Origin of the sequence: Acinetobacter rudis, assembly GCF_000829675.1 — a bacterium.
Classification (GTDB): domain Bacteria; phylum Pseudomonadota; class Gammaproteobacteria; order Pseudomonadales; family Moraxellaceae; genus Acinetobacter; species Acinetobacter rudis.
The window spans coordinates 23879-49368 of record NZ_BBRX01000020.1 but is presented as its reverse complement, the minus strand read 5'-3'; the positions used below and the strand labels follow the sequence as shown (position 1 = coordinate 49368).

Here is a 25490-nt window from a genome sequence, read left to right as displayed (position 1 = left end):
CTCTTAACTCAACTTATTTAGGCTTTACTTTGTTTTTTCTGAAAACCTTTTACTACACGATGAACTTCAATAGGCATTTTGATAAAATTTTTCAATGATTTAGTTCCATCAACCATAACAACACCCAGCTTATATGATAAGTGTTTTTTTACACGTTCCGCTTCAGAAGCATCACTATAAAATTCAAGTTCTTGAGGAGCTGACTCTTGGCTTTCTCTTTTTTTCACAGCAATAGTTTCAGTAAGTAAAGCATAAGGTAGTTTAAGTAACCCATTCAAATCACGAGAATGCTCAATTGCTGTAGCACCTAATCGATAGTGTAATTGCTGCTTTATAAGATCTGCTGCACCTAAATATACTTCAGTATTTATGTCATCTTTTTTATTATCTAAAGAACCGATATTTCTATTTTTTAAAATAACATTCTCAAATTCTTGCTGGACAACATGCAGTTGATTTAATAACAATACATTTTCTTTTTTGATCTGCGAACTACTTTCCATATAAAGCAATTTATTCAGACTATCATCCAAAGCCACTACTATTCTATTTAAAGAGTTATAATGCTCGTCATTAACCATTTTTTTACTAATCAGATCAATAGATTCAATTAAACGTTCATTCTGATCTAATAATTTATTAATAAGTAACTCGTATTTATTCAATCGTTCAGGAAGCTCAGTCAATATATTATTCTTTACTAAAATATTCTCCCCCATTACGAGCTTATTAATAGCTTTCTCATACTTATCCAACTGATCTTTAACCACATCCTTTACTAATTGTATTTGTATTAAGACTTCTTCATTAAATATTTTTTTAGACTCAGTCACGTCAAATAAAACTTCCTGCACACTTGAGGCTTTTGTCGAAGGCTCCTGATTAGACACAGCATTACCGTTAATACTAGATGAGTCATTTGATTCCAGCTCTACAGTATTTGTAGAGCTGGAATCAACAGCTTCATCTACCACTTTTACTAAATTTTTTTTTTGGCGTCTCGTTGAAACTGGCTTTCTCATTTTAACTTAACCCACAAAACTTAATTGATTGATTTCGAGATTGGTAAATTCATTATGCTTTACAAGCTCAGCAACTACATCCGCTTGGGCTATCGCATTCTCTAAAGAAACTAAAGTACCTGAGCTTAATTTACTTGGGAGTTCATGAATATTCGGCTCAACCAAGAGCAACTCAATTGCGCTGTTTTCACCTAGTTTTTGTGCTATTTGTACTGCTGGACTTTCACGTAAGTCATCGATATTTGGTTTAAACGCCAAACCTAATAAAGCCACTTTAGGCTTACGTCCTAAGTCACCCAAAGCTGCAACTTGCTGCTCGATTTTTTCTACCACCCACTCTGGTTTATGGTCATTTACTTCACGCGCTGTACGTACCATACGTGCAAGATCAGGTGTCTTGTTGACGATAAACCAAGGGTCAACAGCGATACAGTGTCCACCCACACCAGCACCTGGACGCAAGATATCTACACGTGGATGACGATTTGCAAGTCCAATCAATTCCCAAACATTGATATTTAAACGATCACAAATCAGTGAAAGCTCATTGGCAAATGCAATGTTGACATCGCGAAAAGCATTTTCAGTAAGTTTTGTCATCTCTGCTGTACGGGCATTGGTTATGACCAATTCACCTTGAACAAAAATTTGGTAAACCTCTGCTGCTTTTTCAGCACAACGCGGTGTTAGACCACCAATGGTACGGTCATTTTCAACTAACTCGCGTACAACCTGACCCGGTAAAACACGTTCAGGGCAATAAGCTACAAATATATCGTTGTTAGTATCTTGCTCTTGTTGTGGGAACTTTAGATCAGGACGCAGTTCAGAGAGCCACTCAACCATTTGCTCTGTTGCACCTACTGGTGAAGTTGACTCCAATATAACCACGTTGCCTTTTTCTAATACTGGTGCAATAGTTTTTGCAGCAGCTTCGATATAAGTCAGATCAGGCGTATAATCTTCACCTTTAAATGGCGTAGGTACAGCGATTAAAAAAGCATCTGCTTTTTCTGCGGTTTTAGATGCTTTAAGGTGGCCCGAGGCAACCACGTTTTTCACAATCTCTTCTAAACCAGGCTCAACGATATGAATACGCCCTTGGTTAATGGTGTCAATTGCATGTTGGTTGACATCTAAACCGATGACTTCTGCTCCAGCATGGGCAAACATCGTTGCTGTTGGTAAACCGATATAGCCCAAACCACTTACAGAAACTTTCTTAATCGCCATTATCTAAACAATCCTATAACTTTTACTATTAAATCAATTTTATAAATATGCTTGTTTTAACACGCTTGCAATTTGCTCACATGCAGTTCCGTCACCATATGGGTTATGGGCACGGCTCATCTTGCTATGCAAAACTTCGTTATCGAGTAACTCAGCCACATTTGCAACAATTGAGTCTTCAGTTGCACCAACCAAACGTACCGTACCCGCCTCTACTGCTTCAGGACGTTCTGTGGTATCGCGCATCACCAGTACAGGAATGCCTAAAGAAGGTGCTTCTTCTTGAATACCACCTGAGTCCGTTAAGATCAGATAACTTTGCTGCATCAGCCAAACAAAAGGTAAGTACTCTTGTGGTTCGATTAATTTGATGTTGTTTAAACCATCAAGATGTTCATAAACTGGTTTTTGTACATTTGGATTCATATGTACAGGATAAACAAACTCAATCTCAGGATACTGTTGTGCCAGACGTTTTAAAGCACGACAAATATTTTCAAAACCCTCACCAAAGTTTTCGCGGCGGTGCCCAGTCACCAATACACGTTTTTTATCGAGATCTAACATACTAAAATGCTCTCGCATTTGTGTTTGTAAGGCAGGATTAGTTTCGATTTTATTTTTAATATAATGCAAAGCATCAATCACGGTATTACCCGTCACAAAAATATTATGCTCAGGTACACACTCTTGCTTTAAAAAGCCTGCTGCTGTATTGGTCGGGGAAAAGTGCCAGCGACTCAGTACGCTGGTCAATTGGCGGTTGGACTCTTCTGGCCAAGGTGAATAAATATTATAGGTTCTTAAACCAGCCTCAATGTGACCAATATCGATTTTTTGATAAAATGCAGAAAGTGAAGCGCTTAGTGTTGTACTGGTATCACCATGGACCAAGACCACATCTGGAGAAAACTGCTGCAACACACCTTCAAGCCCAGTCATCATTCTTGAAGTTAACATGGTGAGACTTTGCCCAGATTTCATAATATTTAAATCATAATCTGGAGTAATATCAAATAGTTCCAAGACAGAATCTAACATTTCACGATGTTGTGCCGTCACACAAACTTTTGCCTCAATCTGGTCCTGTTTTTGTAACACATGGACCAACGGTGCCATTTTTATGGCTTCAGGCCGTGTTCCAAAGACCAATAGAATTTTTAGCATAAATATTACCAGTTGATTTATTTAATAAAGTAACCAAAAAAATTTTTCCAACTGTATAACATACGCTACAAAATATCCATTAAATTTTAAAATAAAATATAGCAGATATAAGAATAAAGATAACTAAATTATGAACATAAAATTAACACTACAGCGTAATTTTCAAGTAATAAGTTTGAATAGGTTAAACAAGATTGAGCATTATAGAATGAAAATTACGTTATTTTATGCTAAGTTAACTGTATTAATGCATACATTATACAGGATACCCAATTGTGTGATTGACTATTATCCACACTCTGAACTTACTATAAATATAGCTTACAGATATGACAAATATATAACATATAATTCATATATATGAATGCCAAAGATTTACCAAGCATAGATGACTCATAAATATTCCACTAGTTGATTAATACACTAAGCGGCACAAGCTAAATGTGAGCAATGATATTTAGGATCTGCTAACCCTACTTTACATCTAAGCTCAACTCAATCGAGCTAAGACTCTATGTTTCAAAGCCATGTTAACCAAACCATAAAAATCTATGAGTAAAAATTATTTTAAATATATAAAAATCTACTAAGAAAAAACTCAATACAAAAAGTAAACCAGCTACAAATAAGCATTTTTTGAAAAAAACACAGAATACTGCACAAAGATTCTTTAATCACCCAGAAGTAACATAAGTATTTCCCTACAGTCAGCTTTAAATTTTTATAAAAAATGATGAGATAATATTCTAGATAATTTAAAAAAAGGGGCATCATTTCCCATAAAATCAATTAGACAGCGTATTAAAAACATTATGTTATACATAATATAACTAAGACTATCGACTCATTTTCTTTACAAATAAAATATGATCCTTATTTTATTTTTTTAATTTCAAATAGTTTAATTTTGAAAGAATATTAATCCAAGTATTTGAACTTTTTTTACTACTTTCTTGAGTCTGTTGCTCTAGGTAGTCGAGCACAGACTCAATACTGGTCAATGCAATTTTAGATGAAGCCAAGTTATAAACAGCATACTGCACCAATACAACATAGAGCAGTTCATCAACAGTCAACTGACGGGTGCGACGAGAGTTTGTATGACGATCTTCAGTAAGTCCCCAACCCGCATAAAATGGCATACCATAACACACCACTTTTATACCGCGAATTAATGCTTCAAATCCTGTCAATGAGGTCAGTGTATGAACCTCATCGATAACTGCAAAACATTCGATAATCGAACGACGTGTCTCAATTTGATTGGCATATTTTAATAATATTTGTTGCTCTATCTTACCTGGTCTTAAACCTGCTTCCACATCAGGATGAGGTTTATAAATAATATAAGCTTCAGGGTTTAATTCCTTAACTTGTTTTAACAGTGCTATGTTGGTTTTGATATCAACTCCACCGAGTTGCACAGACATATCATCTTCAACTTGACCCACGACCAAGATTACTTTGCCAGTAAAGTTGATTTCTAACCTTTCTCGTTCGCCGACATTATATTTGGAAATATTGAGTGCAATTATTCGCTCTCTTAATAAGCGCGCACGTTGATACTCTGCGGTACTGAGTTTGCAGTGGCTCAGCAAACTTTCTACATAAGAGGGAGCTGTTGCATCATAGTAAATGCCGACTGGATCAAATACCAGTGAACAAGGTCTTGTCAATGCTGCACCCAACCCTACAGAGCGAACGAAACCATCTTCAACTGTACATAACGACTGAATACCACTTTGCTTAAATTGATACGCTTTTTTGCCCCAAGCCACAATATACTCGGATGACTTCGGCTTAAGCCAATTTTTAAAAGATAGTTTCGTCTGTGGAAAGCCCAAATAAGAGCGTAAAAACCGCTTTTTCCAACGACTGAACCCAGATAAAACTAAGGAAGGGGGCAATACCTGTTGCATCGCAATGTTTGGCTGCAAGATCGCAATAAGTTCTTCCAATTCACAGCGCTGACCAGTCACAGGTGAGACATAGCGTGCATAGCGAAAATACGCACACGCAAATAAGTGAGTTAATGATCTTCTTGTTTGACGACGCTCTTGTAATATCGCTAATGGTGTATGCTGATCATGCGTTAACCCCCATGCCGCATACCAAGGTAAACCAAAACAATGTACTGTTTTACCACAAAGTAATGCCTCAAAACCCATCTGTGAGCTGACCACATAAACCTCATGCATCATTTGCAATAATTCTATGGGATTATAATTATCACTTAATACCAGAGCGCCTACTTGTGCAAAATCTTGAGCACTAAAATGCCCTTTTGCTTTACCCGCCAGTACATCCGGATGAGTCTTCACCCACAGCTTTGCATCAGGATGATCTACGCGCGCCTGTTTAAGCATGTGTAGAAAACTATGATTACTTGCACCGGCACAATGAATCGATTGATCACCAACGGTCTGATCCACCACCAATATATTTTTCTGTGCTTGAAAACGACTGGTGTCTATGGGTGTATATTTTTGATTATACTTACTGATTTGATATCGCACGATTTGGTCAATTGCCAACTGTGCTCGCCGATTGGCTTCATGACATTCATCTCGCTCAATGAGCCTTTCTAAATCTGACTGCTGTCTTGCATCAAAGTAAATACCGCTCTGATCCACCACGAGTGATAAGGGTGGATAACCTTGTTTACCTAGGCCCAATGAGCGGACAAATCCATCTTCAACACATAAACATACTGCTGCATTTTTCTGAGCCAAAAACTGAGCATGATCAAAACTCGCTTTGCGCCCCCATCCCACATAGACAGGGCCACTCAGACAGGACTCTTCAGTTAAAAAACGCTGGATATCAGGAATGCTTTGAATCTTACGATTACTAAAAACAAAATTCACTGCGACCCTCGTATATGCTCAGTATTAAACTACATCAAACTATAAACTGCTCAATTAAAGATCTAAAGCCACTTTAGTCATAATTGCAATCTGATACAGAATCGCGGTAATACCACGAGCCACTTCGATCGATTTACTTGATGCTTTAGGCAAAACCATAATTTCATCGCCCATTTGGATTTTGCTGCCCTTCGCAACCAATTCAGCCTCACCATTTTGGTGAATCACGATGACTTTAGACTTGTTTGATTTTTGGCTAAAACCACCCACTTGTTCAATATAACTCAGCGCACTACGGTTCGGTTGATACTCTACACCATTGGCAAATGCGACTTCACCATGAACCATGATCACAGAAGTCATTTCAGGGATTTTTAAAATATCACCTTGTTCTAAGATGACGTCTTGGTACGTCCTTGGGTCCAATACCACTTGACCCAACGGTTGAGCTTGACGTGCTTTGGTCACGAACTGCTTAACTAGTTCAGCATCTTTACTGCGTAAGTTTGCCTCTTCTTGGGTACTCGAACGCGCATTGAAAGTTGCATCTTCGAGTTTATCCAAAGCGATATTGAGCATCTCTTTTTGACGCTTAGCAACAGAAGGTCTAAACAGCTGTAAAGCCTGCATATTGGCCAAAGCGTTTGGCTTGATCCGTGGCAATACTTCAGACAGTTTTGCACCATAAGGGAGTACGATGGCATGCTCGCCATTGTTGGCACCTTCGACCCGTACCTGAATGGTCCCGGCATAACGATCTGCTGTAACACTGAGTACATCGCCATTTTGCACTTGAATATCTTGCGCTTGGCTTATTGGATAATATTCACTGCGGTATTCATTGCCCTGACGACGCATAATACTGACATTGGTTGCCCCTGGTTTGGCTTTGGCCACACCTAAGGCTTGCCCCACGGTCAGATAAGGCACATTAAACTCAAAGTCGTAAGCGTTAAAGACTTCACCACTAATACTAAAAGTCTGAGTACGCGGACCAACCACAACCACGTCCCCATCTCTAAAGCTAAAAGGCTGTAAACGACCAGAAATCAAAAAGTCATAAAGGTCAACTTGTTGTAGTACTTGACCGCTGCGCATAATTTTAATGTCGATATAACTACCACGCTCAGGGTCGACACCACCGGCACGGTCTAAATAGGCCACCACGCTGTCATTGGCCAAACCGCCATAATTACCCGGCTGGTTGACTACCCCAGTAACTAAAACTTTTACAGGTTGAGCCTCAACCAGTGAGGCATAAACACCAACGTTAGACACATAGACTTTACGCACATGTGACTCAACTAGAGACTGTAACTGTCCGTTACTCACGCCCTGTACTTGGATCGGGCCAATGTTTGGAAGAAATAGATTACCTTTAGGGTCTACCGTCTGCGTACCCGCATACTGATAAGCTCCCCACATCCGCACATTGACTTGATCACCAGGATTGAGCTTATAACTGTTATTAAAGGTACTGCCCGCAGTCCCTGAAAATGCACCTTTAAATAACTGCGAACCAAATACATTGCTATTGTTCGGATACTTAGGCGCACTACTTGGAGTCAGGTTAACTACCGATTGATTGGGTAAAATCGTAGGGTCTTGCTCACGCGCTTGCTGGTTAGTATCTAAACCGGCAATAAGAGGATTATTTGGCATCATGCTGTTGGCATAAACCAATGTCGTGCTATAACTCAACAGCGCAAGCGCTGAACATAATAATTTTTTATTCATCACTTATTCCCGATGCTCACGGATGATGGAACTAATCAGCAGTCCAATACCGAAAAGAATATTTAAAATAATAAAAGTGGTTGCGCTTATATAAATACGACGTGGATACAAAGCGTCTTCAGCCAAACGCGGCTCAGCAATGATCACCAATTTCTTAAGTTTCTTTGATGCCTCTAAACGGGCTTTTTCCAGTGATGCCAATGAGATCTTATAAAGATCTGTGGCAAAAGTTACTTGAGCCTTAAGTTCTTCAAAGTCTGCAACCGCCTTATTAAGCTTAGCATTGCTTGGTGAGGTGAGTTTGCCGTTTTCATCGTCGATTTGCTTTTTCACTGATTCGATTTGGCTACGAATCGCTACGACTTGAGCTGACTCAGGGTTAAGATAGGCCAAAAGGGTGCGTTCTTCGGTATGTAACTGGGCCAAATTGGCCTGTAAGCCTGCAACTAAAGTGCCTACAGCCTGCGCTTGGGCCTGAGGATCAAAGGTACTATTTTCGTTTTGATAGGTCAGTAGATTATGCCGTGCAGTATTGAGCTGAGCGGTTGCTTCATCAAGCTGTTGCTGTGCGTACTTTTGCTGCTCCAACGCGATGCTATTCGAGATCCCGTTAATAAAACCTTCGCTTTGCTGCAGGATCGCTTGATTAAGCTTTAAAGAAAATGCTGGAGTAAAGCCTTGTGAAGAAACGTTGAGCATCATGGTTTTTTCATCGAGATTAACTTTTACCACTTTTTTAAAATGTTCAACCAAATCCTCAATAGTTGCATCACTGGCTAACGAAAAAACTGGGTCACCATCTTGTCGAAAGGCCTTACGCAGATCTAACTGTTTATCTAGTTTCTCCACCATATCGCGTGAGGTAATATACTCTTTTAAAATATTCGTATCTTCACCGCTGGTATTGGCGACCCCTAGTAGTGCAGTTAACCCCCCAGTTTCTGAAACTGCGGTATCGCCTACCTGCTTGACCAAGAGTACAGATGCAGACTGATATCGATCATGTGCAAATGCATTTAAATAAGTCACTGTCACGGCCAAAGGTAAAAGTACAGCCCCTGTATAGGCCAGCAGTAACTTTTGTTTTTTCTTAATGCGCATACGCTTTATATACCTCTACTGCATCTTGCATATTGTCAAAATATTCAGCCTGACCATCTCTAACCAAAAAAGCCACATCACAATTACGTGTTAAATCATTCAGATCATGTGAAACCATGATCAAATTTGAACTGGCTTTAAGTTCATCCAACAAAGCCTGACTTTTTTTACGGAAAGAAGCATCACCCACCGCCCCTGCTTCATCAAGTAAGTAATAGTCAAAGTTAAAGGCCATGCTTAATCCAAAACCAATCCGACTACGCATACCGCTGGAGTAACTTTTAATCGGCATATCAAAGTATTTGCCAATCTCGGCAAAGTCCTCAACAAAGCGCACCACGTACTCAACTTCTTCTTCACTTTGTACATAAAGCCGTGCCACAAAACGGACGTTTTGCCGAGCAGTTAAACTGCCTTGAAAGCCACCAGCCAAAGCCACTGGCCAAGAAATTGACTTGTTGGTGATTACTTCACCTGAGTCGGCAAAGTCAATCCCGCCAATAATCCGAAGTAAGGTACTTTTACCTGCACCATTTTTACCCAAGAGGGCTACACTTTTATTTTCAGGCAAAATCACACTAAGGTCCTTAAAGACCACATGGCGGCCCTTAGGGGTAATATAGGACTTACTCAGATTTCGAAGTTCAATCATTTAGACTTGATCATCCGTCGTTCAAAACGTTTGTAGAGCAGTAGGCCAATAAACATGGATACCAAAATCCACGTCAGGACATAATTTAAGCTAATGCCATCCACTAGAGGATACATAGGTGCGACTGCATGACGCATGGGTTCAAAAATGTGGATCAAAGGATTATAAAGTAAGTATTCACGGTATTGCACAGGTATAATTCCAATTGGATACAGGATACCTGATATAAAATACAAAATTAGGAAAAGTACACTAACAAATTTATTTAGTTCTTTGGAGAAATCACCGAGTACCATAAAAATTAAGCTTATTGAAAACATCAAAATAAATAAAAGCAACCAATAGGCCATTAAAGTGGGGATCTGGTCAAAACTGATGGTATAACCAAGCCAAAGTAACACTACACTAAAAAATACATAAGTACTAAAGCCTAAAAATAACTCAAGTAGGTTACGTGCAATCAAAGCATCAACTGGTTTAACAGGTCGATAGCTAAACAACCCCTTATTAGCTTGCGCTGCCCCTAATGCTTGACCAATCCCTGAGCGAAACATAAAAAATGGGACAATTCCATTCAATAAGAATATCTCAAAGGAAATATTAGGTAAGGTACGCTGCATAATTGTCCCAAACAGCAGCATTAAAATCCCAATAGTGAATAAAGGCTCGATTAAAATCCAAAGATAACCAAGACGATATTCACCAAAACGCGTTTGTAACTCACGTAAAAATAGCGCTCGGATAGCAACCAGCATCACCCGTGCGCCACCTCGTGGTTTTAACCGAGGCAGTTTTTTTAAGGCGCTGTTCGTTGATGACTGTTCCATTGGCAATTATTAAAGTGTTTTATCTATTAAAAAGTGTGAAACATGATAGCGTTGAATATACCAATAATAAAGTCTTTTAAGTATCAATTGGGTGAGTACAGGCTGTTGAACAATGTAGGATATGTACTTTTAGTGCATACTCAGAGACTGCCACATATAAGTCATTCAAAAATATTTATTATTTAATCTCTTGGTTAAATTAAAACACTTATATAGTGTTATGAATGATTAAATATTTTGAGATCTAACCACTTTCAAGCCATACATTTTTACTAAACTTCTCGGTGATTTTTAGTTCTTCTCAATCACATTTTTATTTGATTTTTAAGATATTATCTTTAATACGACCCCATTAAAGGTTGCCGTAGTATACCAAACACATAAAAACATCAAAAAATAGGATGTGTCACTAGTTGGTGAGTAGATCTAACACACCAATCAGGTCATGTAGTGTGCATTAACACAAGATTAATGTTCATTTTTTGCTTTACAAACAAGCGCTAAAGACAGATAAAAATACGATATCAAAACTAAGCGACTAAAGAACAGTTTGTCGCTCAGAGCATCTCATAAAAAATAGTTTAACACTTCAAATCTTATATTAACTTTAAGAAACAAATCATGCGTTCAAATCCTCTACTCGATCAGAATTAAACAGGTTATTTATGTGATACCTGCTGACTGGGCTGCTGAACAAAGCAGATGCAAGCCAACTTTTAAGCTCACTCGTCTACACCGCATTGATAACCGAATCGTTATAGGATCAAAACTCTCTCATGTATTTGTTTAGGCCATCACGAAATACTTGCATGCTCAATATTCTATGCATATTGGATGACTTTACAAGGAAGAGTCTGGCTTTGGAGCCAAATACACAATTAAGCTTTGCCACACCTAAGCACTTACCACTTTTGTTTAAAAAATATGATTTTCTTCTGGTTGAATCAACTTGGCTGGGCAATCAAACGCAATGGAAATATAAGGTTGCTAGCTATCCTGATCATCCTGAGCGTAATCAACAACAATTGGCATATTTAGTACAATGGGCAAAAAATCAAAAAATCCCCACAATATTTTGGAATAAAGAAGATCCTTTTCACTATGATCAGTTTATTTCCACAGCCAAACTCTTTGACTTTATCTTTACCACCGATGCTAATCTTATTCAGCAATATCAAGTCCAATGCCCAGACTCAAAAATTGCATCATTACCCTTTCCATTTCAACCCAAAATTCATTATCCATCGCCGTTCAGCCAAATCAGAACACGATCCAGTATATTTATTGGCAGTTATATGCGTCATATGCATTCAAAAAGGCGACTATGGCAAGATCTTTGTTTTCATGCCGCAGCACCATTTGGTCTCACGCTGATCAATCGTCATGCCAAACTGGCAAAAAAAAATAGTCAATATCAATTCCCCGATATTGAGCATGTCCGCTATCGAGAGACAGTGTCCTATACCAAAACGGCTCACTTAAATCATCAGTTTCAACAATCCATCAACGTAAATACGATTACCAATTCACCAACCATGTTTTCACGGCGTTTAATTGAGATTATGGCATGTAATCGACTCGTGGTGAGTAATCCTAGCTTAGCCATAAATCAAAACCTTACCGAGTTGAAAGGACAAAGTACGTTCAATATCCTGATCTTGTTTTTGATTAGATATAATATTGAAAAGCGTGCTGTAGTCATCTCGACTGCTATTTTTCAGAGCCTTAACTTCGTTATATAACTCAGGTAGAACGGTCAAAGCACTCAGTTTACTTGACAGTGTTTGTATTTGCGCTAAAACCGCAGACTGGTTCTGCTGTAAAGCACTCAGTGAAGTGTTCAAAGTAAGGAGTTGCTGCTGCAATGTAAGCTGTCTTTTTTCAAGTGCCACCAATATGCTTTGACTTGACTGCTGCTCTAGCTGCAAAAACTTTACTTTTTCCAATAGCACAGTATGCTGCTTCGACTCAAAAGTTACGTCGCGATTGAAATGAGCATGCACCGCTTGTGTAGCAAGATCCAAGTCTGATGCTGACTGCGATGCCCTATCTTGTGATAATTCATTTCCAGTAGCCGGGTTTAAGGACATGCTGAATCCTCTGGTCCGTTTTTGACGTCTTACTGAAATGTTTTTTTTCATTTTATTATTCACCCACAAAACTCAATTGATTGGCATCTAAATTGGCAAACTCCTGATGTTGAACCAGTTCAGCAATGACATCCGCTTGTGCGATGGCTTCTTGTAAAGATACTAAAGACGCTTGGCTCAGTTGTGCTAGTAGCTGATGAATATTGGGTTCAACCACTAGCACCTCAAACCGTGAATCTGCGATGAGTTGTTCTGCAATAAATACAGCAGGGCTCTCACGTAAGTCATCAATATTGGGTTTAAACGCTAAACCGAGTAGGGCAATTTTAGGCTTACGTCCCAATTGACCCAGTGCTGCTACACGTTGCCCAATTTTTTTAATTACCCAACGTGGTTTGTGATCGTTTACTTCGCGAGCAGTACGCACGATATGCGCAATATCGGGGGTTTTATTGACGATAAACCAAGGGTCTACAGCGATACAGTGCCCACCCACCCCTGCACCTGGCCGTAAAATATCTACACGGGGATGACGGTTGGCCAGTGCAATTAATTCCCACACATTAATATTGAGTTGATCACAAATCAGAGAAAGCTCATTGGCAAAAGCGATATTGACATCACGAAAAGCATTTTCCGTCAACTTGGTCATTTCGGCAGTACGTGCATTAGTGATCACCAACTGACCTTGCACAAAAATCCGATAAACTTCTGCCGCTTTTTCTGCACAACGAGCTGTTAATCCACCAATTGTGCGGTCATTTTGTACCAGCTCACGAATCACCTGACCAGGTAAAACACGTTCCGGACAATAGGCGACAAACACATCATTTTCTGTGTCTTGTTCATGGGCTGGAAATTTCAAATCAGGACGTATTTCTGCTAACCACTCGACCATTTGCTCGGTTGCGCCCACAGGTGAAGTTGACTCTAAAATTACGATATTGCCTTTTTCGAGTACCGGTGCGATGGTTTTTGCTGCAGCCTCAATATAAGACAAATCAGGGGTATAATCCTCGCCCTTGAACGGGGTGGGCACTGCAATTAAAAATGCATCCGCTTTTGCTGCGATCGAAGCTGCTTTTAAATGTCCTGAAGCAACGACCTCTTTGACGATATCTGCTAAACCTGGCTCAACAATGTGAATCCGACCTTGATTAATCGTATCAATCGCTTGTTGATTGACATCCAAACCAATCACCTGTGCACCTGCATGAGCAAACATCGTTGCTGTAGGTAAACCGATATAACCTAAACCACTGACAGAAACTGTATTAATTGTCATTTTTATTTAATCCTGTACTACTCAGATCTGATCGAATATTTAATGCTGTAAATATGCTTGCTTTAACACACGTGCAATTTGCTCACAGGCTGTGCCATCGCCATAAGGATTGTGTGCGTGACTCATTCTGTCATGTAGCACATCATTATCGAGTAACTCAGAAACGTTACGTACAATAGAGCTTTCCGTCGCACCAACCAAACGTACTGTACCTGCTTCGACAGCTTCAGGACGTTCCGTGGTGTCTCGCATAACCAATACCGGAACCCCCAACGAAGGTGCTTCTTCTTGAATACCACCAGAGTCGGTTAAAATCAGATAGCTTTGCTGCATGAGCCAAACAAAAGGTAAATACTCTTGTGGTTCAATTAATTTGACATTGTCTAAACCATTTAAATATTGATATACAGGCTGTTGCACATTTGGATTGAGATGTACTGGGTAAACAAACTCAATATCTGCATATTGCTCTGCAAGGGTCTGTAAGGCACGGCAAATATTTTCAAATCCTTGGCCAAAATTTTCACGACGATGCCCTGTAATTAATACACGCCTTTTATTGAGATCAAGCATGCTAAAGTGCTTGCTCATTTGACTCTGTAATTCGGGACTATGCTCAATCTTATCTTTGATGTAATACAACGCATCGATGACAGTATTTCCTGTCACAAAAATTGTATTTTCAGGAACACATTCTTGTTTTAAATAACTTGCAGCTGTCAATGTGGGAGAAAAATGCCATTTGCTGAGTACACTGGTCAACTGACGATTTGACTCTTCAGGCCACGGTGAATACAGATTATAAGTTCTAAGTCCTGCCTCGATATGACCGATATCAATTTTTTGATAAAAAGCAGAAAGTGAAGCACTCAACGTTGTGCTGGTATCACCATGAACCAAAACAACATCGGGGTGAAAGTGCTGTAAGACTCCTTCTAAACCTGTGAGCATTCGAGAAGTCAGTGCTGTAAGACTTTGCCCAGATTTCATAATATCCAGATCATAGTCAGGAATGATATCAAATAGATTCAAAACTGAATCTAACATTTCACGATGTTGAGCGGTCACACAGACCTTAACCTCAACCTCGTTTTGTCGTTGTAATACATGGACCAAGGGCGCCATTTTAATTGCTTCTGGGCGTGTCCCAAAGACCAATAAAATTTTTAGCATGCAGAATACCTGTAGGTTTATTGAAGATGTACTCTGGCTTATTCAGCCATAATATCGCCACCTACCCTAAAATATAAAACCTCGGTCTTATTTAATTTAGAGCAACCCCAAAATTCAACATGACATATTACAAAGAATATTAAATATGAATAAACTATAAGAATTAAATTTGACTCATTCATCACAAAAATATAAAAACAAAGTTAAATAATATATTTATCTAAACCATTACCATACTCAGTTAAAAATCACATAATCTAAAATAGCACTGAAAGACGTTAAGCCAAGACTAACTACAATAGATAAAACATAACCAATTAATTCATAAGCTGTAAATACAAAAAAATTCAACTAAAATATAAAATAGATTCCTCTCCTTTTATGTAACTTAATTATTAAGGATCATTCGATTATAACCAAACAATTTGATTTTAAAATATCCCGACTTGCATATTTAACATTCCTTTGCAGTTAAACTATACAACCATCGAATAACTAATAGAAAAAGACCATAAAACAAAAGGGAAGTTAATTGTTTTAAAAATAATTATTTTTAAAAAACACACCAGAAAAATCTTTTATAATAAATTGTGCTAAAAAGCTGAAATATTAAAATAAAAGTGGGATATTAATTGAGTAAAACCATGTGATTCTGCATCAAATAACAGGGCTAAACTGAGTTAACTGAACTGTAATGTGATCTGATCAAGATTTTTAATTTGAGAAAATAATATTATTTTCAACACTCAAGAAAAATATCTAACTTGAGCTCGTCAAATCAGCCAAGTTAAATATTCTGAGTATTGTTTTTTTTTTCGATCGCTATGACTAAAATCGGGAAATGGAATGCTGAGGTGGGTTCGTTTATAAATCTAATGCAATCTTCGTCATCACTGCAATTTGATACAGCACCGAACTGATCCCCCGCGCAATTTCGATGGATTTACTATTGGCCTTTGGCAAGACCATAATTTCATCACCTTGCAAGATCTTAGTACTTTTACTGACTAATTCTGCCTCGCCATTTTGATGAATCACAATCACCTTGGACTTATTTGATTTTTGGCTAAAGCCACCAACCTGTTCAATATAGCTCAGTGCACTGCGGTTTGGCTGATACTCGACACCATTGGCAAAGGCCACCTCTCCATGCACCATGACCACAGAAGTCATCTCCGGAATTTTTAAAATATCCCCTTGCTCCAAAATCACATCTTGAGCACTCTCGGCATGCAATATAACTTGGCCCAGCGGTTGAGCTTGACGAGCTTTAACAACAAACTGTTTCACTAATTCAGCATCTTTACTACGTAAATTAGCCTCTTCTTGGGTACTTGAACGAGTATTAAATGTGGCATCTTCAAGTTTATCTAGAGCTACATTGAGCATCTCTTTTTGTCTTTTGGCCACAGAAGGTCTAAACAGTTGCAAAGCTTTTATATTGGCCAAAGCATTCGGTTTAATTTGACTGAGTACATCTGATAATTTGGCACCATAAGCTAATACTATGGCGTGCTCCCCATTATGCGCCCCCTCTATACGTACTTGAATCGTCCCAGCATAACGATCTGCAGTCACAGTTAAAATGTCACCATCTTGAACCTGAATATCTTGTGCCTGATCTAATGCATAGTATTCACTGCGATACTCAGTGCCCTGTCGCCGCATGATACTCACATTGGTCGCGCCGGGTTTCAGCTTAGCTACGGCTAGCGCCTCAGCCACAGTTAAATATGATCGGTTGAACTCAAAGTCATAAGCATTAAAAACCTCACCTGAAATATTAAAAGTATAAGTGCGAGGACCAACCAGAACCACATCTCCATCTCTAAAACTAAAAGGTTGAAGCTGTCCAGAAATTAGAAATTCATATAGATCAATCTGTTGTAATAATTGACCACTTCGCATGATTTTAATATCAATATAACTACCGCGCTCAGGATCGACTCCTCCGGCACGATCTAAATAAGCCACCACACTATCATTGGCTAAGCCACCATAATTCCCCGGCTGACTCACTACACCAGTAACCATCACGCGTACAGGCTGAGCTTCAACCAATGATGCATAAACGCCAACATTAGAGACATAAACTTTTCGTACATGTTTTTCTATCAAAGGCTGTAACTGACTGTTGCTCACTCCTTGTACTGCAATCGGACCGATATGGGGTAAAAATAAATTACCTTTGGGGTCAACAGATTGTGTTCCTGAATATTGATAAGCTCCCCACATCCGGATATTGACTTGATCACCAGGATTCAATTTATAGCTGCCATTAAAATTACTGCTGGCTGTACCAGAAAATGCACCTTTAAATAACTGCGAGCCGAACATTTTGCTATTTTTAATATATTCGACAGAAGGGTTTATTGCTCGATCAATTGCTTGGCTGGGTAAAATACTGGGATCTTGCTCTACGATCTGTTGTCTTGGGTCGACACGATGGGATGTAGGCTGATTTTGTTGCTGTTGTATATTGGGTAACATGGTATTGGCATACAATGTTGTTGAATTATATGCACACAATGCAAATGTTGAATATATCATTGTTTTATTCATAGTTTATTCTCGATGTTCTCGGATAATCGAATGGATCAACAGCCCAATACCAAATAAAATATTTAATAAAATAAAGGCCGTTACACTGATATATGTCCGACGAGGATATAAAGCATCTTCAGCCAAACGCGGCGTTGCAATGACCACTAACTTTTTCAGTTTTTTTGAGGCTTCTAAACGTGATTTCTCTAAGGAAGCCAAAGAAATCTTATATAAATCAGTTGAGAAGTTCACTTGAGCTTTTAGGGCTTCAAAATCCGCAACCTCTTTATTGAGCTTGGCATTACTTGATGAAGTTAATTTGGCATTCTCATCATTAATCTGTTTTTTTACAGCTTCAATTTGACTACGCAGCGCAATCACCTGCGCAGATTGTGGGTTTAAATAAGCCAATAATGTGCGTTCTTCAGTCGTGAGCTGTGCCAAATTGCTTTGTAAGGCGGCCACCAAAGTGGCTACAGCTTTCGCCTGTGTCTCAGGATCAAATGTACGATGTTCATTTTGATATTTAAGTAAATTATCACGTGCCTGATGCAACTGAACGGTGGCTTCAGTTAACTGATGTTGGGCAAATTTTTGCTGTTCCAGCGCAATACTATTTGAAATCCCGTTAATAAAGCGATCGCTTTGTGCCAAGATTGCTTGATTAAGCTTCAGTGAAAATGCTGGACTAAAACCCTGTGAAGACACATTGAGCATCATGGTTTTTTCATCAAGATAAACTTTGACACGTTGATTATAATATTCAACCAACTCTTCAACTGTCGCATCTTTAGCTAGAGAAAAAATTGGATCATCTTTTTGAATAAACGCTGCACGTAGGTTTAACTGTTGATCGAGTTTTTCGACCATGTCACGAGAACTAATGTATTCTTTAAGAATATTACTATCCTCACTGCTGGTATTAGCCACACCTAACAAGGCACTTAATCCACTTGCTTCTGTCACTGCAGTGTCTGCAACCTTTTTAACCAATAGCACTGAAACTGATTGATAACGATCACGTGCAGCAGTCATTAAATAGCTCATGATCAATAACAAAGGCAGTAGGACAAAAGCACTATAACTCAGCAGTATTTTTTGTTTTCCGTTATTGCGCATGTGCTTTATAAACCTCTACAGCATCTTGCATGTTGTCAAAATATTCTGCATGACCGGCTCTAACCAAAAAGGCCACATCACAATTGCGTGTTAGGTCATTCAGATCATGTGAAACCATGATTAAATTTGAGCTGGCTTTTAATTCATCCAATAAAGCCTGACTTTTTTTTCGAAATGATGCATCCCCCACAGCTCCAGCCTCATCAAGTAAATAATAATCAAAATTAAAGGCCATACTGAGTCCAAAACCAATACGACTACGCATACCGCTAGAATAGTTTTTTATAGGCATATCGAAGTAACGACCAATTTCGGCAAAGTCCTCAACAAAATCTACAATCTGTTGAACTTGTTGTTCACTTTGCATATACAACCTCGCCACAAAACGGATATTTTGTCTTGCAGTTAAGCTGCCTTGGAAACCACCAGACAATGCGACTGGCCATGAAATAGATTTATTGGTGATTACCTGTCCAGAATCAGCAAAATCAATCCCACCGATGATGCGTAACAAAGTGCTTTTACCTGCACCATTTTTACCCAGTAATGCTACGCTTTTGTTTTCTGGCAAAATGACATTCAGATTTTTAAATACCACATGCCGCCCCTTGGGAGTGATATACGATTTGCTCAGATTTCTAAGTTCAATCATTTTGACTTAATCATCCTACGTTCAAAGCGACGATATAGCATTAATCCGATGAATAATGAGACGACAAGCCAAATCACCACATAAGTTAAATCAATGCCTTCGACCAATGGATAACTTGGCACAACAGCATGACGCATCAATTCAAATATATGAATTAATGGGTTATAGAGTAGATATTCACGATATTGTGTTGGAATAATTTGTATTGGATATAAAATCCCTGAAAGAAAATAAAGAACTAAAAATAAAATTTGAACAAACTTATTGATCTCGGTAGAGAAATCACCAAGCACCATAAATAAAACACTCAAGGAGAGCATCAATAAAAATAATATTAACCAATAAGATAATAAACTGGGTATATGCTCTAGACTAATTTCATATTCAAACCAAAATAAGACTAAGCTGAAAAATATGTAGGTGCTCAACCCAAGAAACAACTCAAGTAAATTACGCGCCAGCAGTGCATCAATCGGTTTTACTGGCCGATAACTAAACAAGCCTTTATTGGCTTGCGCTGCACCAAGCGCCTGTATAATCCCTGAACGAAACATAAAAAAGGGAACAATGCCATTAAGCAAAAACACTTCAAAATCAATATTAGACAAAGTACGATGCATAATCGAACCAAATAATAACAACATGATGCCAATTGAAAATAGAGGTTCAATAAAGATCCATAAATAGCCCAATCGATATTGGCCAAAACGTGTTTGTAACTCACGTAAAAATAAAGCACGTATCGCAACAGCCATGACATGTGCGCCACCTCTGGGCTTAAGCCTCGGTATTTTTTGAGTTCCTGTGAAACCATTTGCTATTTTTTTCATAGGCATTTATATAAATAATCATCGTCGCCTTTTTAATACAAGAAATATAATCGATTTAAAAATATCGTAAATATGTCATTTAATTGTTTTATTGTTAAGTGACTATTAATTCAATAAAAAATAAATTTATTCACAAATCAATGTCACATATTTTTTAAATACCGTATTTTAAAAAACATTTTACTTAAATATCTAATGAGGATTGGCATTATAAATAATCTATCTAATTTATTCTAAAATAAGGATTAAAATAAGGCCAAATAAAAACAAAATAAAAATTTTGTGTTAAATCTAATTTTCTAATGGATTGATGTTGGTTTGTGTTAAGTTGAAAATAACTTTTATTACATATGGGAGAGCATACAGCCCAACTTGCCTTGCTCGCCCATTATTTTTTAGTCATTAAAAGATCAGTCTGGTGTCTATATCACAGCACAAGTACTGATTAGCTCAGTGATACCTACAAAGAAAAAAGCTTCACTGCTTTTTTATTAATCTTGTGCATAAAGATAGACTTATCCACAGGCTGCTCATTTTTAAACAATGTTTGCTCTATTATTATACTCAAAGCCACAGTTATGCTGCGGGTAACTCTACAGCAATTGCTCTCCCATAATCATTAATATAGCTCAGCTGCAATGTCGTTGCCTGCGCAGGTTGCTTTAACTTTTGGCTAAACTCTCCATAAGGTTCAATATAATTCGGCGTTTCAATAACTTGCCCTGCAATTTTTAGCTCTGCTAAATGAATAAAATAAGGTGTTGGATTTTTAAGACTAAACTGACCTTCTTGTGTTTTCCAAGTCAGCTTTTCGACTTCTTTAGCCATGACAACATTAGATAATGCGTTCGGACGATGAATTACTTTTATCCGATGCGTCATCGCGTATTTCAAAGTGTTATCTGCATTTCTTTGGTTTGGTGCTATGAACTTAACATTTAACCAATACATACTTTCCTGATTGGCATTTAAATCCGCACTTTTCATGATCTGCACGGTATTTTTCTGATCAGGACGTACCTTTAACAACGGTGTCATCACAACAAAGTCAGATGACTGTTTTTCTTGCTGATTTTCAATCCATGACTGTGCTAGATAACTCACTTTTTTGTCTGTATTAAAAGCAACGATCCCTTGATTTTTATCACTTTCATTGAAAATGACACGAGTAGTCTCCAAACCAACTCCAGCATAAAGAGACTGCATCGTTAGCGAAAAACCAATCACACAACATAAATTTTTAACGAACATACAGTAACCCTCATGCTAAATTTGGCGAATATCTACCGTAACAAATGATGAATATCATCACTTGTATAATTGATCAGATCGATTTAATAAAAATGATCAGTAAAAGCTGTAACTCTGCTGCTACACATCAAATGACACGAATTATTTATAGGTTACTCGAAAGTTAAGTGTTGCATTCGCTTCACCTGATTCAACCGTTTCTGCAGTACTGACATAACGCGCAACAAAACCTTCCTCATGCTCTGCACTATTTGTTACCGTGGTTTTAATCGCTTGTGAACCATCTAAATTTAATGGCTTGCTTAGGTCGTTGTCGGAATAAATATGTACACCAAGACCTTGTGCAGTATCACCTGTTGCCGCTTGATCTAAGGATAATATTTCGTTATTTCCCGCAACAGTTGAACCATTAAAGCTAACCGCTAAATCACCTGTAGCAGGACAGTTTTTTAATGAGACTTTGATATCACCAAAGCCTCCTTCACCGCCCACTTCATCACCGATTTTACTGAATGAACTTGTTGGATAACGACCCATATTTACACCAACATCTTTTGGACCTTGATTGTTGATATCTAGTTCACAAGTCGCTGAATAAATATAACCGCTTAAGTGAATAACACCTTCTTGATCGATCATGGCAAAAGTACTTGTGCTGCTCAGCAACAATAAGCCAAAAAGAAATTTATTTTTCATAATGAATAACCTAAAAATATAAAAACAAAAAAACGTCTAAAACTTAGACAGCAACGAAAAAGAGCGGCAATCTTAACCAGATAATTTTTTCTAAGTATGTGGTTTTTGTATCTCAAAAAAATTGATAAAAATCTATTTCTAATATTGAAAGGGCTAAAATTAGCAATATTTTATTTATTAATCATTAAGTTAATCATAACAAAGTTTTTTGCTCGGATTTTTAATTTGATTCTATTTATTAATTACAGAAAATCTACATTACAGAAATTTTCAGCTTACTTTTTAATCTAAAAATAGTATAGTAAAACACTATACTATTGATTTATGAGATAAATTTAACATTTTAAATGATAATTATTTCACATAAAAATTCCTAATGGAGAGGTAAAACACTCCATTAGGAAGCATCAGTTAAAGTGCCATTCGATACTCAATAATCCCGGGTTTTTCTGCAACCCAATTATATAGTCGTTGTGCAGTATGATTGCTTTCTTGGGTATGCCAATATAACCGTGCACATTGTCGTGATTTTGCCTGAACTTGTACATATTCAATTAAGTGTTTACCTACAAGTTTTCCGCGTGCATCAGTAGAAACAAATAAATCTTCAAGATAGCAATAATCAGCTTCTGCCCATGTTGAAGCATGAAATACATAGTGTACAAAACCTAAAATTTTGTCACCTTGACGTGCCACAGCGCAGTATACAGGGCTATTTTCATCTAAAAAACGGGCCCATGTCGTAGCAGTAACTTGCTCAGATAATTGCACTTGATAAAATTGTTGATAGTTCAACCAATACGGTAACCATTGTACAAAATCTTGTTCTACGACTGGACTAACAATGAGCTGTTGCATGTTCTCTTCCTCAGTGTGCTTAACGATTTAAATTTGTTATAGCTTAGTCACAATATTGGCTCTATTTAAGGTACACTTTTTATATATTTATCAGTACCACTTTTAATTTTTCCAAGATATATCACATAGGGCAGAGTGCAACATGTCGAACAATAACACAGTGAAAAACAAGCAAACTAAGGCCAAAAAAAATCAAACCCTAGTCGAGTTTCCACATCTGTTATTGCAGCACGGCAAAATTCATCAACAGTTTTATCAAGCACTAAAACAACAGATTCTCAGTGGAAATGTACGGCCAGGCAGTAAACTCCCCTCCAGTCGTAGTCTTGCTGAAATGATGTCAATCTCCCGCAATTCGGTCTTGGCAGGTTTTGAACGTTTGATTGATGAAGGCTACTTGGTCAGTCGTGCTGGATCTGGAACCTATGTTGCACAGAACATTCCTGATGAGTTAATCGATAGCGTACAGACTCAAGAGTTATCCGCACAAACAATTGCGAATAATCCATTGCCGCTGAACCCACAAATGCAGCATCTCGATACTTTATGGAACAAAGTATTACCACGACCTAGTAGCCATAAAGTTTTTAGTATCGGTGTCGGGTGTAATGATTTATTCCCCGAACAACTTTGGGGTCGTTTATTGGGCCGTGCTTGGCGTCACTATCGCCACTGGTCACACCTCGCCCAAGATGCTTTTGGCTTCGAACCACTTCGTCAAAGTATTGCTCAATATGTGAGTACGACACGTGGCTTAAACTGTGATGCCTCACAAATATTAATCGTGAATGGAACACAACAAGCGATGAATTTGGCGGCCAAAGTTTTGCTTCAAGCGGGTGATGAGGTCTGTTTAGATGAACCTGGATACGATGGAGCCTTAGGTGTTTTTCAGTCTGCGGGTGCTGTGGTTCATCCAGTGATGGGAGATCAGCATGGTATGCATATTGAATCTGCCATGCAGCAATATCCCAACACCAAATTGCTCTTTACCGCACCCTCACATCAATACCCACTTGGTGGTACTTTAAGCTTGCAACGACGCCTGTTGTTACTGGACTGGGCAGCTAAAAAACAGCTGTGGATATTTGAAGATGACTATAATAGCGAATTTCGCTACAACGCCCGCCCGATCCAAGCCTTACAAGGTTTAGATCAGCAACAGCGTGTAATCTATGCCGGTACTTTTTCTAAAATGATGTATCCCGAATTTCGTTTAGGCTTTTTAGTCGTTCCACCTCAACTTATTCACGCCTTTAAACTGGCTAAGTACTATGCCGATACGCGGACTGGGTATTTGGAACAAGCCACTTTACATCTATTTATCACTGAGGGGCATTATGCACGTCATGTACGTCGTGTCCGTAAGGCCTGTTACCAGCGTCAACAGACTTTGATTGCTGCTTTAAAGCAATATCTCCCTCAATTTAAAGTACAAGTCGATGACTCCGCAATTCATCTAATCTGCTATTTGCCTGAGGGCTTAACTGAACAAAACATCATTGAACGCTGTCAAGAATACAACCTTGGACTCCAGTCATTATCACGTTATCGCCAACAGCCAAGTACAGACCAAGCATTACTGTTGGGCTTTGCAGCACATAATGAAGAGCAGTTAATTGATGGCGTGAAACGTTTAAAGCAGCTGGTTGAGCGTATTAAAAACTCATAAACGCTTCAAACAAAAGCCTAGTGTGATGCTCAATCTAGGGATGAAAATTGACTAGATTGAATTCAACTCTGTAAGCAACTGAGTGAATTCAGTATTTTTGATGGGCTGCCCACTGCTATACATAACAACAGATATATATTGCTTAATTAGCGCTTTGACGATGTAGATCCTTCGCTCCCCCTGACCAGTTTGACCTTGGATATACTCGATTCCATCGATGGTCTTTTTCTCAAACTGACCTTGATTTTTATTTATATCTGCAAAAAATCTTTAACAAATGGTTGAATACCTTGATCAAAAAAGATCTCTTGTCTAATCCTACGACTATGATCGACTGTGGCAAAGTGACTTGCGATATATCCACCATTGGGTTTAGTTTCACGCTGACCACTCAAAGCATCGGTTTTACCTAAAATTTGATAAAGTCACTTGAGGTTTTTTCTCATGGTCAGGATAGCATTTTAAGTATTGTTGATAACGCGGATTGACGATGGGTTTTCGTGTTTCAAGATCAATGACCAATTTGCCCTGATCCCTGCGGTATTTTGCAGGTACTTCTTTAAAATTACATGAACCACCCAGATCTAAAGTTGCACAACTGACTAGGCCAAAAGGTATCAAAAGCAATAATATTTTTTTCATATTTTGACTAAAAAGAGAATCTGAATCATCTTGTCATAAGTCAGTTTGACATTCCACTGTTCAGCGTAGAAT

Annotated in this window: 20 protein-coding genes; 2 read left to right on the top strand and 18 right to left on the bottom strand. The window is 38.3% G+C overall.

Annotated elements, in window-relative coordinates:
- Positions 1–17: 17 nt before the first annotated feature.
- From Aru01_RS04705 to Aru01_RS04670, 8 genes are all read right to left on the bottom strand, one after another.
- Positions 18–1022, bottom strand: a complete 1005-nt coding sequence (locus Aru01_RS04705; RefSeq protein ID WP_016657902.1) for a DUF8374 domain-containing protein — start codon at positions 1020–1022, stop codon at positions 18–20.
- Between the two features lie 6 nt (positions 1023–1028).
- The gene (wecC, locus tag Aru01_RS04700) at positions 1029–2255 is read right to left on the bottom strand and encodes a UDP-N-acetyl-D-mannosamine dehydrogenase (RefSeq protein ID WP_016657903.1); all 1227 of its coding nucleotides are present in this window, start codon (positions 2253–2255) and stop codon (positions 1029–1031) included.
- A 39-nt stretch (positions 2256–2294) separates the two neighbouring features.
- The gene (gene wecB / locus Aru01_RS04695; RefSeq protein ID WP_016657904.1) at positions 2295–3422 is read right to left on the bottom strand and encodes a non-hydrolyzing UDP-N-acetylglucosamine 2-epimerase; all 1128 of its coding nucleotides are present in this window, start codon (positions 3420–3422) and stop codon (positions 2295–2297) included.
- A gap of 878 nt (positions 3423–4300) precedes the next feature.
- Entirely contained in the window at positions 4301–6289 is a 1989-nt protein-coding gene (locus Aru01_RS04690) for a capsule polysaccharide biogenesis protein (RefSeq protein ID WP_016657905.1), read from the bottom strand.
- A gap of 54 nt (positions 6290–6343) precedes the next feature.
- On the bottom strand, positions 6344–8026 hold the full coding sequence (locus Aru01_RS04685; RefSeq protein WP_016657906.1) for a polysaccharide biosynthesis/export family protein: 1683 nt from the start codon (positions 8024–8026) through the stop codon (positions 6344–6346).
- Positions 8027–8029: 3 nt separating this feature from the next.
- Positions 8030–9127, bottom strand: a complete 1098-nt coding sequence (locus Aru01_RS04680; protein WP_016657907.1) for a KpsE/RkpR family capsule polysaccharide export protein — start codon at positions 9125–9127, stop codon at positions 8030–8032.
- Positions 9117–9779, bottom strand: a complete 663-nt coding sequence (locus Aru01_RS04675; protein WP_016657908.1) for an ABC transporter ATP-binding protein — start codon at positions 9777–9779, stop codon at positions 9117–9119. The genes Aru01_RS04680 and Aru01_RS04675 overlap by 11 nt, the downstream gene beginning before the upstream one ends.
- The gene (locus Aru01_RS04670) at positions 9776–10534 is read right to left on the bottom strand and encodes an ABC transporter permease (RefSeq protein ID WP_016657909.1); all 759 of its coding nucleotides are present in this window, start codon (positions 10532–10534) and stop codon (positions 9776–9778) included. Before Aru01_RS04670 ends, Aru01_RS04675 begins: the two co-directional genes overlap by 4 nt.
- A 932-nt stretch (positions 10535–11466) precedes the next feature.
- On the opposite strand from Aru01_RS04670, the gene Aru01_RS04665 reads away from it, so the two are divergent.
- Positions 11467–12348: a CgeB family protein gene (locus tag Aru01_RS04665; protein ID WP_016657911.1), complete on the top strand. Its 882-nt coding sequence runs from the start codon at positions 11467–11469 to the stop codon at positions 12346–12348.
- 403 nt (positions 12349–12751) lie between these two features.
- Here Aru01_RS04665 and wecC (Aru01_RS04660) read toward each other — a convergent pair whose 3' ends face one another.
- From wecC (Aru01_RS04660) to Aru01_RS04620, 9 genes are all read right to left on the bottom strand, one after another.
- Positions 12752–13981 (bottom strand): UDP-N-acetyl-D-mannosamine dehydrogenase, encoded by a 1230-nt coding sequence (gene wecC / locus Aru01_RS04660; RefSeq protein ID WP_016657913.1) that lies wholly within the window; start codon positions 13979–13981, stop codon positions 12752–12754.
- A gap of 39 nt (positions 13982–14020) precedes the next feature.
- The gene (gene wecB, locus Aru01_RS04655; protein WP_016657914.1) at positions 14021–15154 is read right to left on the bottom strand and encodes a non-hydrolyzing UDP-N-acetylglucosamine 2-epimerase; all 1134 of its coding nucleotides are present in this window, start codon (positions 15152–15154) and stop codon (positions 14021–14023) included.
- Positions 15155–16018: 864 nt separating this feature from the next.
- Positions 16019–17716, bottom strand: coding sequence for a polysaccharide biosynthesis/export family protein (locus Aru01_RS04650; RefSeq protein WP_016657915.1), 1698 nt, complete (start codon positions 17714–17716; stop codon positions 16019–16021).
- A gap of 3 nt (positions 17717–17719) precedes the next feature.
- Positions 17720–18817 carry a KpsE/RkpR family capsule polysaccharide export protein gene (locus tag Aru01_RS04645; protein ID WP_016657916.1) on the bottom strand — a complete coding sequence of 366 codons (1098 nt, stop codon included), beginning with the start codon at positions 18815–18817 and terminating at the stop codon, positions 17720–17722.
- Complete coding sequence (locus tag Aru01_RS04640; protein WP_040331432.1) at positions 18807–19469, bottom strand: ABC transporter ATP-binding protein; 663 nt, start codon at positions 19467–19469, stop codon at positions 18807–18809. Before Aru01_RS04640 ends, Aru01_RS04645 begins: the two co-directional genes overlap by 11 nt.
- Entirely contained in the window at positions 19466–20224 is a 759-nt protein-coding gene (locus tag Aru01_RS04635; RefSeq protein WP_016657918.1) for an ABC transporter permease, read from the bottom strand. Before Aru01_RS04635 ends, Aru01_RS04640 begins: the two co-directional genes overlap by 4 nt.
- Before the next feature lie 651 nt (positions 20225–20875).
- Complete coding sequence (locus Aru01_RS04630; protein ID WP_016657919.1) at positions 20876–21550, bottom strand: fimbrial biogenesis chaperone; 675 nt, start codon at positions 21548–21550, stop codon at positions 20876–20878.
- Positions 21551–21691: 141 nt separating this feature from the next.
- Positions 21692–22246, bottom strand: a complete 555-nt coding sequence (locus Aru01_RS04625) for a fimbrial protein (RefSeq protein WP_016657920.1) — start codon at positions 22244–22246, stop codon at positions 21692–21694.
- A gap of 411 nt (positions 22247–22657) precedes the next feature.
- Positions 22658–23104 (bottom strand): GNAT family N-acetyltransferase, encoded by a 447-nt coding sequence (locus tag Aru01_RS04620; RefSeq protein WP_016657921.1) that lies wholly within the window; start codon positions 23102–23104, stop codon positions 22658–22660.
- Between the two features lie 142 nt (positions 23105–23246).
- On the opposite strand from Aru01_RS04620, the gene pdxR reads away from it, so the two are divergent.
- Entirely contained in the window at positions 23247–24776 is a 1530-nt protein-coding gene (gene pdxR, locus Aru01_RS04615; RefSeq protein WP_016657922.1) for a MocR-like pyridoxine biosynthesis transcription factor PdxR, read from the top strand.
- A gap of 405 nt (positions 24777–25181) precedes the next feature.
- On the opposite strand, the gene Aru01_RS04610 is transcribed toward pdxR, so the two are convergent.
- Complete coding sequence (locus tag Aru01_RS04610; RefSeq protein WP_016657923.1) at positions 25182–25418, bottom strand: hypothetical protein; 237 nt, start codon at positions 25416–25418, stop codon at positions 25182–25184.
- Positions 25419–25490 lie beyond the last annotated feature (72 nt).